The sequence below is a fragment of the Cupriavidus basilensis genome, from assembly GCF_008801925.2.
GTDB classification, from domain to species: Bacteria; Pseudomonadota; Gammaproteobacteria; order Burkholderiales; family Burkholderiaceae; genus Cupriavidus; species Cupriavidus basilensis.
Genome location: NZ_CP062804.1, coordinates 2559775 through 2577627, shown reverse-complemented (window position 1 = coordinate 2577627; position 17853 = coordinate 2559775). Strand labels below are relative to the sequence as shown.

Below are 17853 nucleotides of genomic sequence, written 5' to 3'. Positions count from 1 at the left end.
TTTCAATCATGATTTAATACTGCCAATGTCATTCAATTTATTCATGGTGATAGCATGCTCTGCGTCATGGTGGCGTCAGCTTGATCCGCAGGTCTCGTGTTCGCGGTGGATGACGTAGATGATGCTGCCAAGGACAGCGCATCAAGAATGCGCAGCGCGGCCTCGAAATCCTGCTTGTTGATGCCGGCAAAAACGCTGGCACGAAGCTGCGCGAGCTTGGCCTCGATCTTTTCGGTTAGCGCCTTGCCGGTGGCGGTCAGCCATAGCGCATTGGCGCGCCTGTCAGTTGGATCCGCCTCCCGGCGCACCATGCCTGCTGCGCATAACTGATCGAGCAGCCTCACCAGTGACGCGCCCTGTATCCCAGCGTACTCCGCCAGAGTGATCTGCCGCACCCCGCCTCCCAGCCTCGCAATGGCCAATAGCGGCCTGGCACATGCCGCGGAAATGCCGTATGCGGTTACGACTGCGTGGGAGATCCGCCGCCATTGCCGACCCGCGTGCATCAGTCGGCTGGCGAAGGTGAAATGCAAGACGTCAATGGTCGTCATCACCATATTCATGCGACATCTAATGATCAGGAGGCGTCATTTTGAGTGGTCTGCCCGGACGTATATCCGCCTCCAAGTGCCCTGGTCAGCGCAATTTCCGACTGGATCTGCTTGCTGCGAATTTCCACCGCCTGACTCTGTTCCATGAGCAGGGGCAGTCTTGCTTCAAGGGCCGACGGCTTGTCGAGGAGTCCTTGCCGGTAATGCGCCTCGGCGCTGTTGGAAGCGAAGCTGACCGACTTAAGCTTGCTTTCCTGCATCGCTGCTTGCCGGTTCAGGCCGTCTAGCTCGATACCCGCCTGCGCTACCTCACGCACGGCGTTGAGCACTGACTCGTTGTACTGCGCGATCAGGGCATTGCTCTGCGAGCGCGTCGCGGCAAGGTTCGCGTTGAGCCGTCCACTGTCGAATATTGGCAGGCTCAGGCCGGGGATCACGTTGATCTGGCGGCTCGACTTGCGCAGCAGATCGGCAAGGTGCAGCGAATCGAGGCCGAGGAAGGCGCGGATGTCGAAGCTTGGATAGAACGCCGCCTTGGCTGCGTCGATCTGGTCCATCGACGCCTGCACGTACCACCGCATCGCTTGCAGGTCGGGTCGGCGCGCGAGCAATTCGTAGCCGAGCGACGATGGCACGCCGCCGGCGCTGTCCGGCAGCGGCCGTGGCGCGATGGCGGGCAGGTCGTCAGGACCGGCACCGGTCAGCGCGCGCAGTCCCTCGCGCAGCGAACGCACGCGCGTCTGGGCCACGGTGATCTGCTGATCCAGTTGCAGCAGCTGCGCCTGCGCGGTCTCGGCTTGCGTGCGAGGCTCAAGGCCACGTGCGGTGCGGGCCTGGCTGGCGGCGACCAGGTTGCGGCGCACGTCGCGCGCCTGTTCCAGCAACGCTTCGAGCGCGTAGGTGGTCTGGATCTCGTAGTAGAGCTGGACGACCTGGGACGACAGCAGCAGGGCGGCCTGGGCGGCCTCGGCCTGGCGGGCCTGGGCCACCCCCATGGCGGCATTGACGCGCGCGCGATCCTTGCCCCAGAGATCGAGCGTGTATCCGGCGCCCACGCCGATGGTGCCTTCGGTGTACCACGGCCCCGTGGTGCCCATTTCCGGATTGGTGTGGGCAAACGGTCCGAGGAATCCGTTCTCCGACAGCTTCTGGCGATTCACCGAAGCGTTAAGGCCGACCAGCAGGCCGCTCGATGCATCGACGAGCTTGGTCTGCGCGCGGCTGGCGTCGACCCGCGTCCGGGCCACGGCCATCGAGGGCGAATCCTGCAGCGCGCGCGTCACGAGCGCACCAAGCTGGTCGTCCGCGTAGCGCTGCCACCAGGCGGCGGACGGCCATGCCCCATCGGGCAGCGCGGTGTCCTGCGCCACGCGAACCTGTTCGCCGGGGATCTGCGGCAGCGGCGCCGTATCCTTGCGCATCAGGGCGCAGCCGCTAGCGGTTAGCAACAATGAAACGGCCGATGCCATGATGATCAGCCGGGACAGGAAAGGTCGATGCAATGCGGGGCGGTTCATGGTTCCCTCGTGAGTCAGGCCGCCGGCGTCGCCAAGCGACGGTCCAGTTGCGAAATACGTTCATCGAGCACGCGCGCGGCGCAGACGACATCGTGGAGCCAGTCGGCGTCCGGGCCGGGGTCCATGGCGAAGCTATCCAGGGCACGTAATGGGTCCGTATCGTTAGCGGTGTGGACAGGATGCTGCGCGCCCTGTCCGTCGAACCGGCCGGCCATCCATTCGAGCCGGATCGCTGCGTGCGCGCGGAATGCCTCGAGCGATTGAGCCAGCGTGCGTGGCAGGGCGGGCCCGGCGTGCGCGAGCACGATCTGCAGCCAGTTGACCGCCAAGAGCGCTTCCTGTGCTTGCGCCAACGACCTCGTGATGGCCGGGGTGACTGAGTCGTGGTCATAGTGCCAGCCCGGCTCCAGTGCCACGCGCGCCTGCATTTCGCGGTTCTGCATGAGCAGCGACCAGCCCTGGAGGCGCGCCTTGTCGACCGCGGCGCCGCGCGCATCGGTGTCGCGCTTGTCGCTGCCCGCGCGGGCCAGCCCAGCCACGCTGCGCAACAGGCGCGCCAGCATGCGCTTCAGGGCATCGCCTTCCCGCTCGGGCCAGATCCATGTCGAGACGGCAATCGACACCACGGCACCAACCAGGATGCCGATCATGCGGTCGCGAATCTCGGTCAGGTCGGTCGTCGGTGCAAAATGTCCGAGCTGGGACAGCGCATAGGCGAACACGAATTGCACGCCGATGTAGTTCGTGCGCGGCGAGCCCGCGGCGATCCACGCGCCGACGGCGACGATAGGCAGCGTGAGCACCAGCAGGCCGGCGATGGAGTCGAGATGCGGGACGATGAAGATTGCTGCCACGAGCGCCACGACGCTGCCAAGCGCACAACCGATGATCCGGGTCAGCCCCTTGTGAGAGGATGCGCCCAGGCTCGGCAGCGCCAGAATGAAGCAGGTCAGCATCGACGTGTGGATGCCCTGCCATTGCACAGCCGTGTAGAACACATAGCAGATCATCGCGGCCAGCACGGTCTTCAACGCAAACTGGCCGTAGGCGGGGTTCTGGAAGGCGTCGCCCGACAGGAGCCCTTCCTTTTGCAGGCGGGGCGACGCGGGTAGTGCTTCGGCCTCGCCTATCGCTTGCAGCGCATGCTCCATCTCACGCAGTACGCTGTCGAACTGGCTGGCCACCGGACGAGTGCCAACCACATTGGCGGGGCGCGGCAAGGCAGTGCGCGTCGCGATGGCATCGCGCAGTGCCTGGCAGTGGGCGCGCAGCGCCGCCACGTCGGCTTCCTGCGCCGGTGACAGCGCCGCCATCGGCAGGCGCGATAGGTGTGCGGCGGCCGTGTGCAGGCGGTCGATCGCCGCGATGCAGGCGAGGTGCCGTGCCCGGTCGCGATGGTAGGTTTCATCGCCCTGGGTGGCAAAGACGAGGTGCCGGTGCAGCACCAGCACGCCCTTGGCCACCGCGTCAGTGCCGATCGGCCGGGACGGCGATTGCGCGCGGCGCGCATCGAGCTGATCGAGCACGACTTGCAGCTGGCGGCGCATCTCATCGTTCAACAGCCGGGCGGGCCGGCGCGGCCAGAACACGAAATTGACCGTGATAGTGAGCAGGATCGGATAGGTCATGGCGACCCATACCCATAGCAGGCTCCGCACCAGGGATTCCGGCGCCAGTCCAAGATCGACGAAGCTCTGGAAATAGAACACGAGGAGTGCGACGAGATAGCCAATGGCCCCGAGCTTGCTGATGCGCATGAAATACATGCCGCAGAACGCGACCACGCACGCGGCCAGGATACGCAGCATCGGATAGTTGATCGTGAACTTGACCAGCAACAGGCCGATCACCACCGCGATCGTCGCACCGATCACAAGCACGATGCCAGACAGCCGGGTCAGCACGGTATTCTCCTGCGCGGTGAAGAACACCATGATCAGTGACAGCGGGAGGAACGGCACCTCGAGCGCCATCGAGATGACAATGACCAGCGCCGTGGCCACGACAAACCGCAATACTGCTTCCTTGCGCCCCGGGAACGGCGCGAGTTCGGTGCGAATCAGACCCATGATGGCTGCCTCAGTGCGACGACGAAGCGGTGTCGGACGTCACGATTGCCACCGCCGATGCGCCGATCCGGAACACGGTGGGGTCCGGTGCATTGACCAGGATGCGGACCGGGAAGCGCTGAGCCACGCGCACCCAGTTGATCGAGCGGGGCACATGAGGCAGGCCAGCCGCGTCTGCGCCGCCATCGTCGGGAAACACGCCGAAGCCCACCGAATCGACCACGCCGCGGAAGCGCTTGTCCGCCTGGCCGAGCACGTAGACCTGCGTCGACTGCCCCGGCTTGATGTGTGCGAGCTCGGTCTCGCGGAAATTGGCCACGACATACCAGCGGGTGGTATTGGCCAGCGTAAAGACTGGATGGCCGGCCGCCGCGAACTGCCCGGCGGTGGTCTTGAGGTTGATGACGATGCCGTCGAACGGCGCACGCACGGTGGCGTATTCCAGATTGAGCTCGGCGAGCGCGATTTCCGCCTTGACCACCTCGCGTTTGGCTACCAGGGCGTCCACGCCGCTGATGCCGGCGGTGGCGCGTTGCGCATCGAGCACGGCAGCGCTCAGTTGTGCCTTGGCAGAGCGCTGAGCGGTGCGCGCCTGGTCGACCTGTTCCGCGGCCACGTATTCCGAGCCCAGCAACGGCTCCATGCGGCGCAACGTATCGGCGGCCTGCTCGGCCGCGGCGCGGGCGCGCTCCACGCTGGCTGTCGCGGCGGCGGCGCCGAGCTTCTGCGCGTTGACCGAGCGCTGGGTCAGCTCGATTTCTCGATCGAGCGACGTCAGCGTCGCCTGCGCCTTGGCGAGCGAGGCTTCGAACGGCCGCGGGTCGATCTTGAACAGCAGGTCGCCGCGCTTGACGGCCTGGTTGTCCCTGACCGCCAGTTCTACGATCTGGCCACTGACTTCCGGCGTCACGCTGATCGTGTCGGCGTAGGCGTAGGCATCGTCGGTGCGGGGCGCCGCATCGATGCGCCAGGTGACGAAGACCGCGAGGCAAAGCGCCACCAGGATCAGCAACAGCGCGATGGTGCGGCCCACGCGGCTTTGGTTTTCAGTCTCTTCAGGCATTGCAATACGCTCGGATCAGTTTTGGAAAAAGATGAGCCAGCCGACCAGGGCCAGCGTCATGGTCAGGGCCGAATAGACCACTGGCAGCGTCAGTCGGCCGGGATGTCGCAGCAGTCCTGCGGCGCGCAGCCCCGCGTGGATCAGCGCCGTCACGACGATGGCGCCGACCATGCAGAACAGCCAGTCGGGGAAGAAGGCGCCCAGCACGCTGACCGACGGCGACGTCGCACAGCCACCCAGCAGCGCGCATGCAATAAACAGTGTTGCCCGGGATCTCATTGCTCGTTTCTCCGTTTGAGCCATGTCCAGCTATCAAGTCAGTGTCATGAATGTTGCCTAGGCAACATGTTGATCAAAAAAATTTACTCGCGTGCCAGCATTCGTTCGAGCAGCGCCTCGAACCGGGACAGATCGGCGCTGTCGAAGTCCCCAAGGAAGCGGTTGATGATGGCCGCCGATGTGGCGAGCAGTTCGGGAAACAACTGCCGGCCCTCCTCGCTCAGTTCCAGCTTGTGTGAGCGCCGGCTGTCGGGATGGGGCAACCGGCGGATCAGCAGCTTCTGCTCGAGACGGTCCAGCATGCGCGTCATGGCACCCGGGCTATAGGAGATCTCCTTGCAAAGCTGTGCCGCCGTATCGCCGCGCCCCCCCCAGAGCGTCGACAGGATGGCGTATTGCGCGGCCGTGACGCCAAAAGGCTCCAGATCCCTGTCGAGGGCCAACACCAGCTTGCTCTGGCCGCGATTGATCAGGCGGGCGACTCTGGCGCGCCGCTCGTAGGTGATCACCTCAGCGTCTGTATCCATGGTGTGGGCCTCCCGGTTTCGATGGCTGAATCATACGTTGCCTAGGCAACATGTGTCCAGGCACCCGTCGCAACGGGGTATTGCGTCGGCTGAGCACAATCGCCGGCCGCTTATGGCCCTAACGGCGTAATCATTGCAAATTAAAAAATATATATTTGCATAGCATCAGGTTTTGTTGCTGAAAGAAAAATACTACGGTGCACCGTCGAATGCGTTGCAGCATCCCGCCAAGCACTTCCAACCGAACGACCGGACCGGCAGGCCGGACGACCCATCCCTGACGCACCAGGAACGCGGTGCGACCCACGCCGCGCGCTGGCGTCGCTCGTCCCCAAAGGACATGGTCAGTTCTTGACGGCCAGGCGCACCGACTTGTCGTCAGCGCGCGTACCCGGGGTTGTGGGGCGCACGTGGGTGCCGGTCACGAAGTAGGTGTGCAGGTCGTACGCAAAGCGGTTGAGCTTGCTGATGACGCCCTTGTTGCCACGGCTCAGCGCGTTGTAGCCAAGCACGGCCGGGATGGCGACTGCCAGACCGAAGGCGGTCATGATCAATGCTTCGCCCACGGGGCCGGCCACCTTGTCGATGGTCGGTATGCCCGAGGCGCCGATGCTGATCAGAGCGTGATAAATGCCCCACACAGTGCCGAACAGGCCGACGAACGGAGCTGTCGAACCCACCGAAGCCAGCACCGCCAGGCCCGACTGCATGCGTGCCACGGCCTCGTCAATTGCGCTCTTGAGCGAGCGGGTCAGCCAGTCGGAGATGTCGAGGGCATCGCGCAGTTGCGTCTGGCTGGCGCGATGGTGCTGCGCGGCTTCGCGGCCGGTGATGGCCAGCATGCGAAACGGATTGCCATCGTTGGCGCCAAGCGTGTCGAGTGCGTGATCGAAATCCTCTGAGTGCCAGAAGCGTTTCTCGGCACCATTTGCCATCTTCCGCAAACGAAACAGATCCCAAGCCTTGGAGATAATCACGATCCATGACAGCACCGACATGATCAGTAGAATGATGGCGGTCGCGCGGATGACGAAATCGCCTTGCGCCCAGAGGTGGGGTAGTCCGAGGTCCTGCATGGCAGCTCCTGGAGAATTTCAGTGTTCGGAAGTAACAGAAGGAATCCGGCAATCAGTTCAACTCGAAGCTGACCGGCTGCTGTGCGGTTCTGCCACGGCGCGGCCGTTCTCCCTATAGGGCTTGCAGCGCATCGCCTGAGCGGCATTGGTCGCTCGCGTATCCGGGCGCGCCGACGCAGCGCCCGCCGTGAAGGCTCGAAGCGGGAAATGGGGCATTGCAATACCTCTGATGGCGTGGATGTGTCGCGGGCACTCTGTGCCCGCACCAATGCACTACGCGAACGATCCGCCAGACAGAGGGGGGCCACGGCTACGGGGCCGTAGCGAAATTATGCGAGCTATGTACCGCGCGGCGAGCAGTGGGTAGTGCCAGCGCCTCGCGCAGGCAACCAGCAGCCAGAATCCCAGCGAAGGCATGGCCACCGTGGCCGCGGCAAAAGCCAGGCACTGCAGGCAGACAGGATCGCCCGGCCCGCACGGATCGGTGTCGGCGGGCGCGGCACACGGATTGCCCTGCAGATGCACATGAATATGTGACAACGCGTGAACAGCGCCACAGGCCTGCCCGAAGAGCAGGAAGAGGCTGAGCAGGAGGGCAAGCGAGCGTCGCGACATCGAGGGCTGCAGAAATGGCGGTAGACGATCAAGCGGCGTCAAAGCGCTTTTTGCAACGGTGTTGCGAGTTTGGCACCTAACAACGCCCTTCGCAAGATCCAGTGCGGCGCCAGCTATTCTGCATGCACCTGGCGATACCCGCTGGCGTCCAAGACGGACGCCGACCAGCCACAAGCATCATAGATGCAGGATCCCAGGCCATCCGCGAACACCAAAGAGGACAGGGAGTAGCCTACACGGCACTCTTGTCGGCTTGCAGGCGGTGATACTAAGTTCTACGCTTTATTCAGCGGGTTGCCGACCGACAAGCTTTCCTTTCCGTCCACCGGGCAACCGCGTCCCCCGGATCCGGACTCGGGAACCCATCAAGGAGTTAGCGCCATGGTCGACTGCTCTCTGCAACACCCCACCGATCATCCTCACCAGCACGGGCCGCAATGCGGACACGTCGCTGTGCGCCATGAGGGACATGTTGACTATCTGCATGACGGGCACCTGCACAATATGCACGGCGATCACATCGATGAGCACGTGCTCGCCATAAGCGACACCAACCCTGATCGGTGCACCCCTGACCATCATTGCGGTGCCCATGACCCGAACCACAGGCACGGCCCTGGCTGTGGCCACGAGGCCGTACCGCACGGCGACCATGTCGACTATCTGGTTGGCGACCACCTGCATCACCCCCATGGGGATCACTGTGATGACCACGGTCCATTGACGCTCGCCTGACATCACAGCACGAAAGGGATTCTCGGTCGGCAACCAGCCTATTGAATCCTGGAAGCTGGCATTACCGCTGCAAGCGGGGAACCGCCCAGCGTGGTTCGCTCTCGCCCTGCATTGCATTGCATTGCATTGCATTGCATTGCATTGCATTGCCGCAAGGACCCCAAAAAATGCCGGTCCCAGGACCGGCCTCTCGCCAGGAATGTAGCCTCCTACTGGGTCACCAGCTCAAGCCCGGCTTGTGACTCGTCATCGCCGCGGGCGACCAGTACCTTGATCTTGTTCGGTACCGCTGCACCGATACCGTCGACCGGGATTGTGGTGATCAGCCAGTCTGCGTTGTTGGCCAGCGTCAGTGCTCCCGAGTCAAAGATCACGGTCTTGGTGCCAGCCGTGGTGATTCGTAGGCGATAGGTCCCGCCATCCAGGTCAATCGAATCGCTGCCCGATGCAGGTACCGTCGACTTGTAGCCGACTGCTGCAAACGTAGGCGTCGCCGCTGTCAGGTCAGCCGCCGGGACGGTCAGGTAGATATCGACATTCTGTGCATTGAACGATGCGTTCAAGCTGCGAACGCGAGCCTTGTCAGAGAACAGCCCCTTCTCAAACGGGTCGTCGATCTGCAGTATGTCAGCCGCAGTTGCGCCGGGCAGGGCCACTACCGTGTATTTATGGCCGGTGTGGGTGTTCACCGTGGTTCTCCCGAGTTCAGTTGCTGTGTTGGCAACATTGAACGAGAACGTCTGGTTACCCTCGTCCACATTGAAATACTTCGAAACAAACTTGTAGGGCTCATTGAGCAGGTTGGTCTTGGTGCCGTTCTGCAGCACATCCACGTTAGGGCCGCCGGTAATAGCATGGATCACGCGCACGGTCGGCTCGCTGACGCCGATGCGAGCACCGATGCTGTCGTCCCCGCCTCCGCATGCCGAGAGAATTGCCGTTGCGGCTAGCGCTAGGCCAAGGATAAGACTGGTTTTAGATCGAAACATGTGTCACCTCTATTCGTTTGAGCTTGGGCGCGCTGCTGCGCACGGCGCCTGCATGCTGCGAGTGAAAATGCGCCGGTGCATGCTTGTAAGCGTTGTAATCGCGTGTCGCCGTGAAGCTAAGATAGGTAGCAACTTCGAGCGCAGGCAGGCGCCCGGCTCCGAATTCAATGTCGGATGATTCCGACAGAAGTCGAGAGCGAGAAGCTAGTGCGGGCCTTTTGCCTCACCGCATATTGCCCGCGCCCGGCGAAAATCCGCGACAACGCGGTCACGATGACAGTCAAGGCCTCTGCCCTTTGAAAAATCCGCAAGGATTTTGTAGTCTTGATGCAAAGTGAGCGTGACATCTCAAAGCAGGAAGACATACCCGAGAGCCATTTTCTCCAGGCGCCGGCTCTGGAAGGAGCCGGTCGGCAGCAGGCCCGGCTTTGTGCGGCCATTCCGCCCGGTGACGGAGGACAAATGGCGGACTACAGCAATCCATCGCCAACAGCAGCAACAGCAGCGCCGATGGGAAACGCGGCCCGGTGGCCGGCTGCCCTGGCGGTCGTTGCCGCTTTCAGCGCTCACGCGCAGACACCGTCGCCTCTGGCCGAGTGGCAATACTCAGCCGGTGTCCCGTTGATGAAACTCTATGGGGCCAAGGTGCCAGAATGGCAGGTCCAGGTCGGGGCCGCCGCCAGCCTGCGACCGGTATACGAAGGTACCCAGCGCTATCACGTGCTCGCGGGCCCCAGCTTCGATATCCGCTATCGCGACCTGTTATTTGTTTCAACGGGCGAGGGCGTCGGCGTGAATCTGCTGCGGGCGGATCATTGGCGCGCGGGGGTGGCCATCGGCTACAACCTGGGCCGCCGCATGGCCGACGACCCGGGCCGACTCAATGGACTAGGCAACATCAATTTCGCGGCTGAGTCCAAGCTATTTGGCGAATATGCGGTGTCGGCGGCATTCCCTTTGGTGGTGCGCATCGATGTGCGGCGCAGTCTGGGCGGCACCGATGGCTGGATCGGCGATATCGGCGCCTACCTGCCCCTGCCCGGCAGTTCGGAGCGCTTTTTCTGGTTCGCCGGCCCTACCGTCACCTTCGGTGATGCACGCTATATGAGCCGGTGGTTCGGCGTCACCTCGGCTCAGGCGATGCGCTCGGGCTATCCGCAATACAAGGCCGACGCGGGCCTCAAATCATACGGCGCGGGGTTCTCCGCGATCTGGTTCTTTCGGGAGCATTGGTTTGTCACTGGCGACATGGCGGTCGGCCAACTCACAGGTTCGGCAGCGCACAGTCCGATCACGCAGAAGGCAGCCAATACTGTCGTCGACCTTTCGCTGCACTACCAGTATTGATGCTCGTTTTCCCTCCTTCGCTGGTGGGCCGGTGGCACCGAACGCCGCGCGCTGCGCGCAATCGGCCTGAAGTTGCCGCCGGCCACAGGCGCGGAGCGCCGTGGCGAACAAGGCGAGAACGGCAGCGCGTGCGCCGGCGAGAGCATGTGGGAACATGGACCCCAACCCGCATTGGCATGGTAATGGCCGCCGAGCAAGCTCTGTGGTGGCTCCCGCCCTCGATGGGGCGTTTCGCTGAAGCTCAAGGCGACGCTGCTGGCCGCCGACGGGAGCGAAGTCAAGGGCGCCAGCTTTGCCTGGACGTCGACCGACCCGACCGTGGCCGCCGTGGCTCAGGCATTCGCATCCTCATCGTCGCCGTCCCGTTCCATGCCGCGTTGATGCGCCGCCTTCATGAGCGCAGGCTTGCCTTGCTCAGCCATTGCGGCATCAACCGGGTCGTCGCGCTGCCGCATCAGCCAGTAAACGACGCCAAGCGCAACCAATGCTGCCGCAAGAGCGGCGATATGCGCGGGCGGCGTGGCTGGGTCGAGAATGATGAATTTGCGCGCTATCGCCAACAGGGCAATGAGGATGACGGTCTTGACTTGGACAATGTGGTCGCGCCGCACCATAACCCTGGTGATGGAATGCTTGAACTCCATTGCGATCAGCAGTGTCATGACCATGCCGAACACCGATTGAAACGTCTCATGATCCAGCGGGTTAAGTGCACCCGCCATAAGCAACATGGCGACCGCGCGTATCAGTTGCCAGAGCGATACCACGATGATCACTGAAACCACGGCGCTCAGGATGTAGGCAATGATCTGCTCGAAGCGCTCATAGAAGCCCAGAACGCGCCACTGCAGCCGATATGCATCGAGATCCTTGCGCAAGCCGCCTCTTTCATTCCTCATGGTTCACCCTTGCAGATAGTTAGACGTCGACGCAGCGGATTGAGCGGGGAGCCGGGGAAACGAGCCTCTCAGGGCTGGGCTCAAGGCTTTCCTTACATATTAGGGGTGCGGGCGTATCCCTGTGCTGTGGGCTTGTGCAGTTCGTACTTTAATCCGAGTCCGACGGATCAGTGCACGAGTGATAGCTACGCGCTGCCGCTGCCGCTGCCCGCCGGAGAGTGCGTGCGGAAAGTTCATGACCAGCCACTCGCCGCAGCCACCAGTTCCACGGCTACCGCTGTCCTCCATTGCTCCCCGATCAGCTGGTATCGGTTTTCCGGGAGGGAAACCATCGGCCCAGGTGACTGACAGCCCGTTGGGCGGGACCTGCCGGATGTGCTGGAAGAGACTGTTCTTCGAAAGATCTGGTTTGCGATGTTTTGTTAAATTTACCATTATTGATAAATAGATGGGCAGAATTGGGTAGATTGCTGAATGTCGGTCGATGAGCAAATCACCGGCGGCAAGCTCAACAGGAACCAGGAGGACAATATGGATCGTGGAATCAAGGACGAAGCTTTCGTCCGGCGCGCGCTGGAGTTGGCAGATTTCGATTGCGGTCGCTGGATCGCCAATCAGGCAGGCTTCAATCAACAGGCTTCGACGCCGCTAGCACCGCTGGCTAAAGCGGCAATCGTCACGTCGACGGCAATCTATGCACAGAAAGCCGGATTCGATGACGCAGAGGTCAAAGCAGCGCTCGCCCTGGCGACGGTTGGGGAGGCGCGCGCCTTCATTGATCGCCTGTCGCCCAAAGTACCGCGGCGCGAATAGGCCGGCCCAAGCCGCCCCTCCCGGGCGGCTTTTTCACTCGTCTTCTCGCCGATAACTGGCGCAATCGGACAAGTCCCATCTTGGGCGATTGACGCCATCCAGAGGTGCCCGAGATCTCTCAAATCTTCGCGTTGAATAGAACCCGTTTTAGCTGGCCTCGGCCCGGTCTGATCTCGGTTATCGAATCAATCCCTGTCCGTTCACCTGACGCCCTTGAACGTTCGCCCGCCCTGATGGAGGAGGGAGGAGAAATTGATTCTCTTGTCCGTCGGCGTGAAGATGCGGCACTATCTCTCCTTGCTGCCGAGGTCGTACGCCTGCCTCGCCCGTTCAATGGCTGGGAGATGTGTGATGGCCCATAGCGCCTTCGTTGGCGTGTCCCAGCTCGAAGTGGTCGCCGCCGAGGTTGTGTCTGCCGGTGCCGAACAAAGGCAAGTCGCAATTGAGCAGGCACAGCGAAAGATCGACGATCTGCTCGCGACCTGAGTGCAGCCAAGTCGTCAGGCCACGGGAAACGGCGGGACACGATGACCGTTGTCTCGCCATCGTCGTCAGAATAGCTTGATCAAACGGATCTGGGTCATGCTCCCGACCTTTGCATTGCGCGAACTGGTTGTCGCCATGTACTGCAACGTCAGCGCCGCGTCAATGCCGGGCACCATCGCGGTATAGAACGCACCGGCATTGAGCGATCGGTATCGGCTCGGGCCCCAGGGGTTGTTCGCGTCGTCCTGGTACTGCTGAACGAAGACGGTGTGCAATCCGAACACGCCAATCCCGGTCTTGTATGCCGCCGCGCCTTCCAGTCCGATCCAGTTTCCGCTGCGCAGGTCATTGTCCCGATTCTTCGTATTCAGGCCCAGGGTCGCCTTTGCCGCGAAGGCGATGTCCGGCGTTGGCAGATAGGCCACTTGCACCGACGGCCGCAGCGTATAGAAATGACCAGTGCCTATGTCGGGTGCAGGCGATGCGTTGTAGCGTCCTGTCGGAATGACGAGGGACGCGCCCAGCAATACACGCAGCTGCTCAGTCGTATAGAGCCAGCCGCCTTGCAACTCCAGGTCTCCGATACCCGATACGTCGCCACTGGAACTGGCTGCTTCGCCGGCAAGGTTGGACTGATATGTCGCGCCGAACTGGCTTGCGATGGCCTGCTGTGCGGCCGCGGGGACTGCGGGGTTCGCCTGCACGGCCGGCGTTGCGGCATTAGCCCTGACCGATTGCGATTTGACGCCATACGGCAGAACGCCGCCAAACGCGAAGCGACCGCCGCCATAGTCCGCGTTGGTGATGTAGCCAACGCCGAGGTTGAACAGTTTGAAAGTGCCTGAGGCAGGGATCTGGGCGGTATTGGCGCCATACGTGGGATACGCCGTCACGGGGGTGGGGGACGGAAGTGGAATGGCGCCGCCGGGGATCGGCTTCGTCAGTGTGTTGCCATCGTTGCCGGTCACTTTCCTGATGTCGATATAGGTTTCTGCAACGCCAACTGCAAGCCCGGCGGCATCCGGGGGGGTGAACATTTCCCCGCCGATGCTGCCTGCGATGTTGTACCGCACCTGAAAGTCTTCTCCGGCATGTGCGGCCATGCTTGCAAGGCAAGTGATTGCCGCGAGGGAAAGGCAATAAGCAGAAGTCTGCAACACAAGGGTCTCCTCCTTGTTATAGAAGCGGCGTAAAAGAAGCCCCGCCCGCAGGCGCCATGAACTGGCGCCAGAAGGTCTGTTGTGCTTGTTATCTGTCTGCGGGGCGACGGGTGCTTCAGGCGGCCTTGGGGAGGCGCATCTCGACGCGTAGCTGTGGCGGATAGATCAAATCAAGGGCGCGCTGGAGGATGTGCTCGGCCTGAGAGGCAGGGCCTTCGGCGAGCACGCATCGGTCCGGGCGGACCACCACCATCCAGTCGAGCGGGGCCACGCCGGGCAACACGACCTCGTCCAGTGCTTCCAGGCGCCGGCCTTTGGGCGCGAGATGCTGCGCCTGGGCACGCTGGCACCATTGCCACACCATGCCGCCAGCGAGAGACCAGCGCACCATGAGCTCAGACGACAGACGCGTCGCCGGGTCGAAGCCGAATCCGATGACAGCCCACTCAAGTCCCAGGCACTCGTCGCTGAGCGTCGGGATCCCGCTTTCTGCCGGCCGGACCCAGCCCTGTGGAAAACTTGAACCGGCACGCAATTTCTCGATGCCAGGCGCGCGCACGAACAGGCCTTTGTCGAACGTGTTTGCGGGCTTCACTTTCAAGTCTTCGAACAAGGCACGGCCGCGCGGCAACAACCTTATCGCGCTCATGCACCCGTGTATGGCGAGTGCCGCTGCTCGGTTGCGCGGCATGACAAGTGCCCCAAGAAAGCGCGCCAGGTTGATGATCTTTCTTGCGTGAGGCCGGCGTTCCTGGTCATAGCTGTCGAGAATCTGCTCGCTCGCCTGGCCGCGTAGCACCCACGCCAGCTTCCACCCCAGGTTTGCCACGTCCCGCAGGCCGGCCACCAATCCTTGCCCGGCAAAAGGCGGCGTAATGTGAGCGGCATCACCGGCCAGGAAACATCGACCTTTCGAGAAAGACTTCGCTTCACGTGCGTGAAATCGATATACCGCAGTGCGCTCGATCTGGATCTTGTCTACATCGCACCATGGCGCTAGTAGCTTTCGTACCGATTCAGGCCGTTCCATTTCCTCGGCGCGTTCTCCCGGCTTCAACATGAATTCCCAGCGCTGGCGTCCCCCTGGCGCGACCATATGCGGCGTTGGCCTTGCCGGGTCGCAGAGAAATTCGCAATGGTCAATGGGATTCGGCACGCCAAGTGCGTCGACGATCAGCCAGTCCTGCTGGAATGTACGGCCCTCGAAATCAAGCCCCAACTCACGCCGGACCAGTGAACCTGCGCCATCGATCCCCACCATATAGTTTGCCCTGACCTTCAGGTCGGGCGAGCCAGCTGATTTCACGACGGCATGCACGTGATGACCATCATCGACGAAGGACTGGAGTTCAGCCCCGAGGCGAACGTCCACGGTGCGGTACGCTGACAGCTTCTTGCGCAGCACCGCCTCCAGCTCCGGCTGGTAGAACGTGACGAGCATCGGATGGCCGTCGACGATCCTTGCGCTGTTGATGCGCGCAAAGCGGCCGAACAGTGGCGAGCGGTATTGCACCTTTGGAATTGCCACCGTGGCGAATTCTCCCTCCGCTACGCCCACGAGCTGCAGAATGCGCAGGGCCTCGTTGTCCAGCGCGATTGCGCGCGGTTTGGCAAAGATCTCCGTGGCGCGGTCGATGACCAGGACGCGGATCCCGTAGCGGCCAAGCAGGTTGGCCAGCGCTGCCCCCACCGGCCCCAATCCAACAAGCAGGACATCCGTATCGAGCATGTTCCCCTGCGCGGTCTTGTCGGCGTTCGTCATCATTGCTCCTGCCATGCGGGAATCACGGGATAGCGAGCCACCAGGGCCATCGCCGCCTCACGTGACGCGACAGGACCGAAGATATCGGCCACGGCGCCGCGCTCGGGGCAGAGCCGGGCCTTGACGCGGGTGTCGGACATGCCATGCTCGGCAAGCGCCGCCTGGATGACGTGCTCGATGGTGAGCAGCCGCAGGTCCGGCTTGGAGACCTTGCCGACGGCGGTAAGGGGCAGTGCGGGCATGATTTCGATGCGCACCGGCACCGCCGCACGTTCAGGCATCCTCTCCCGCGCGTATGCCATCAACGTCTCGCTGCAAGCCTGTGCGCCTGGCCTGAGTACCGCGAAGGCCACCGGCAATTCGCCCGCATGGGTGTCCGGCTGGCCGACCGCAGCGACCATGGCGACTTCGGGGTGTGCGGCGATCGTGTCCTCGATCATCGACGGATCGATATTGTGGCCGCCACGGATAATCAGATCTTTCGCGCGGCCGCACAGCGTGAGAGATCCGTCCGCGTCAAGGCGGCCCAGGTCGCCCGTGTTGAACCATCCGCCCTCGATCCAGATGCCCCGGTTGTCGGCTTCCCTGAGGTAGCCGGGAAACACATTGGGGCCGCGTATGCCGATCACGCCGGTGGCGCCGGCTTCGGCAAGCTCGGCGGGCCTGCCGTCCGCGCATAGCTTGAACAGCTTCAATTCCTGATACGGAATGCGGATGCCAACGGTACCGGCCTTGGGCATGGCTTGTGGCGGGTTGACGGTCGACACGCAACTACCTTCCGTCAGGCCATATCCCTCGTGGATGCGAACACCGGTGAGCTTTTCAAACTCGTGTGCGACCTGACTGGGTAGCGGCGCCGCACCACAGAGGACGTGGCGCAAGGTCGGGATCCCGCCCGCAGGCAACGGCCTGGAAAGCAGCGCCGCCAGGATGGTTGGTACGGCGGAAAACGTGGTGGCCCCAAATCGGTTGGCAATTTCCCAGAAGGCGTCCAGCAGGCCCGGCGTCCGATACCCGCCAGCGGTCAGCATGACGATTTCCGAACCACTATGAAGCGCGCCGAGTCCGGTCACCATGGCGCCATTGACGTGGAAAAGGGGCAACCCCGCCAGTATCACATTGCGCCGGTCGTCGATCCGTTGAAGGACCCATGCCATCACGGCTTCGTTCAGGTGACTGTGCACGGCCACCTTGGGGTACCCGGTGGTGCCACCCGTATGAAAATAGGCGCACGGCTCGGCGGGCGTGAATTGCCGCCCGCTGATCAGCTGCGTGCTGTCGGATTCGGCCAGCACGTCATGGAAGTCAAGCACCTGCACGCCGGGACGGCTCGGCATCTTGCCGCGCGGGATGTGACCGCCGGAACCGGTACGCCGCCCCATCGCGGCCGTCGGGTCGACCTGCAGGATCGTCTCGACCCGAGGCAGCCTGTCCGCGACGTCCACCGCTTTTTCCCAGATGCCCCCTTCCGTGGTGGGCCCCAGCGCGATCACAACTTTGGCTCCCGTCTCTTCGCAGATTCGCGCAACGTAGCTGGATTCCAGCATCGGGTTGATCGGGCTGGCAATGCCGGCAGCTTCCGCGCCCCATAGCGCCAGGTGGCCCTCGATCAGGTTCGGTAGCAGGATGGCCACTGGCACCCCCGGCGTCACGCCCAGGCGGTGGAGTGTATTAGCGGTGCGATGGATGCCCTCCAGCAATTCGGCATAACGGACGTCGCGCGTTGGCGCGCCGGCGCTGCCGTCCAGTAGCAGCCGCAGGGCCACGCGTTGCGACCAGTGCTCGCAAGCGGTCCGTAGCACCGTGTAAGTGTTTGTGGCGTGGATCACGTCCTGCCAGGGCGTCCGTTCGATCTGTTCCACGTCCTCCAGTCGCCTGACGACATCTGGCATGGCGTTGATTGCAAGGCTACTCATAAGACATCACTCTCATTCCGAAACTGCGAAGGATGGCGCGTGTTTGGTC

16 protein-coding genes are annotated in these 17853 nt (G+C 62.7%); 3 read left to right on the top strand and 13 right to left on the bottom strand.

From position 1 onward, the window contains the following. Positions 1-41: 41 nt before the first annotated feature. The 9 genes from F7R26_RS32420 to F7R26_RS32380 form a co-directional block, all read right to left on the bottom strand. Positions 42-551 carry a MarR family winged helix-turn-helix transcriptional regulator gene (locus F7R26_RS32420; RefSeq protein WP_150986666.1) on the bottom strand — a complete coding sequence of 170 codons (510 nt, stop codon included), beginning with the start codon at positions 549-551 and terminating at the stop codon, positions 42-44. A 26-nt stretch (positions 552-577) separates the two neighbouring features. Further along, entirely contained in the window at positions 578-2068 is a 1491-nt protein-coding gene (locus F7R26_RS32415; protein WP_241754613.1) for an efflux transporter outer membrane subunit, read from the bottom strand. A 14-nt stretch (positions 2069-2082) separates the two neighbouring features. Next, entirely contained in the window at positions 2083-4137 is a 2055-nt protein-coding gene (locus tag F7R26_RS32410; protein WP_150986667.1) for an FUSC family protein, read from the bottom strand. Positions 4138-4147: 10 nt separating this feature from the next. Next, a complete protein-coding gene (gene mdtN, locus F7R26_RS32405; RefSeq protein ID WP_150986668.1) occupies positions 4148-5200 on the bottom strand; it encodes a multidrug transporter subunit MdtN in 1053 nt (350 codons plus the stop codon). A gap of 15 nt (positions 5201-5215) precedes the next feature. After that, positions 5216-5479: a YtcA family lipoprotein gene (locus F7R26_RS32400; RefSeq protein ID WP_193692194.1), complete on the bottom strand. Its 264-nt coding sequence runs from the start codon at positions 5477-5479 to the stop codon at positions 5216-5218. An 83-nt stretch (positions 5480-5562) separates the two neighbouring features. Continuing rightward, positions 5563-6006, bottom strand: a complete 444-nt coding sequence (locus tag F7R26_RS32395) for a MarR family winged helix-turn-helix transcriptional regulator (RefSeq protein ID WP_150986670.1) — start codon at positions 6004-6006, stop codon at positions 5563-5565. Between the two features lie 344 nt (positions 6007-6350). After that, entirely contained in the window at positions 6351-7082 is a 732-nt protein-coding gene (locus F7R26_RS32390; protein ID WP_150986671.1) for a MotA/TolQ/ExbB proton channel family protein, read from the bottom strand. A gap of 897 nt (positions 7083-7979) precedes the next feature. Then, entirely contained in the window at positions 7980-8465 is a 486-nt protein-coding gene (locus tag F7R26_RS32385; RefSeq protein WP_193692193.1) for a hypothetical protein, read from the bottom strand. Between the two features lie 176 nt (positions 8466-8641). After that, complete coding sequence (locus tag F7R26_RS32380) at positions 8642-9421, bottom strand: DUF4397 domain-containing protein (protein ID WP_150986674.1); 780 nt, start codon at positions 9419-9421, stop codon at positions 8642-8644. A gap of 510 nt (positions 9422-9931) precedes the next feature. Between F7R26_RS32380 and F7R26_RS32375 the strand changes: the two genes are divergently transcribed. Continuing rightward, positions 9932-10768, top strand: a complete 837-nt coding sequence (locus F7R26_RS32375; RefSeq protein WP_150986778.1) for a MipA/OmpV family protein — start codon at positions 9932-9934, stop codon at positions 10766-10768. A gap of 332 nt (positions 10769-11100) precedes the next feature. Here the strand turns inward: F7R26_RS32375 and F7R26_RS32370 are convergent, their stop codons facing one another. Further along, entirely contained in the window at positions 11101-11667 is a 567-nt protein-coding gene (locus F7R26_RS32370; protein ID WP_150986675.1) for a phosphate-starvation-inducible PsiE family protein, read from the bottom strand. 474 nt (positions 11668-12141) lie between these two features. Here F7R26_RS32370 and F7R26_RS32365 point away from each other — a divergent pair, with 474 nt between their 5' ends. Further along, positions 12142-12480: a hypothetical protein gene (locus F7R26_RS32365; protein WP_150986676.1), complete on the top strand. Its 339-nt coding sequence runs from the start codon at positions 12142-12144 to the stop codon at positions 12478-12480. 351 nt (positions 12481-12831) lie between these two features. Next, on the top strand, positions 12832-12966 hold the full coding sequence (locus F7R26_RS41540; RefSeq protein ID WP_277820369.1) for a hypothetical protein: 135 nt from the start codon (positions 12832-12834) through the stop codon (positions 12964-12966). Between the two features lie 65 nt (positions 12967-13031). Here F7R26_RS41540 and F7R26_RS32360 read toward each other — a convergent pair whose 3' ends face one another. The 3 genes from F7R26_RS32360 to F7R26_RS32350 form a co-directional block, all read right to left on the bottom strand. Then, on the bottom strand, positions 13032-14126 hold the full coding sequence (locus F7R26_RS32360) for a transporter (RefSeq protein ID WP_150986677.1): 1095 nt from the start codon (positions 14124-14126) through the stop codon (positions 13032-13034). A 115-nt stretch (positions 14127-14241) separates the two neighbouring features. Then, complete coding sequence (locus F7R26_RS32355; protein ID WP_241754612.1) at positions 14242-15891, bottom strand: bifunctional 3-(3-hydroxy-phenyl)propionate/3-hydroxycinnamic acid hydroxylase; 1650 nt, start codon at positions 15889-15891, stop codon at positions 14242-14244. Then, on the bottom strand, positions 15888-17804 hold the full coding sequence (locus F7R26_RS32350) for an acyl-CoA synthetase (protein ID WP_150986678.1): 1917 nt from the start codon (positions 17802-17804) through the stop codon (positions 15888-15890). Before F7R26_RS32350 ends, F7R26_RS32355 begins: the two co-directional genes overlap by 4 nt. Between the last annotated feature and the right edge of the window lie 49 nt (positions 17805-17853).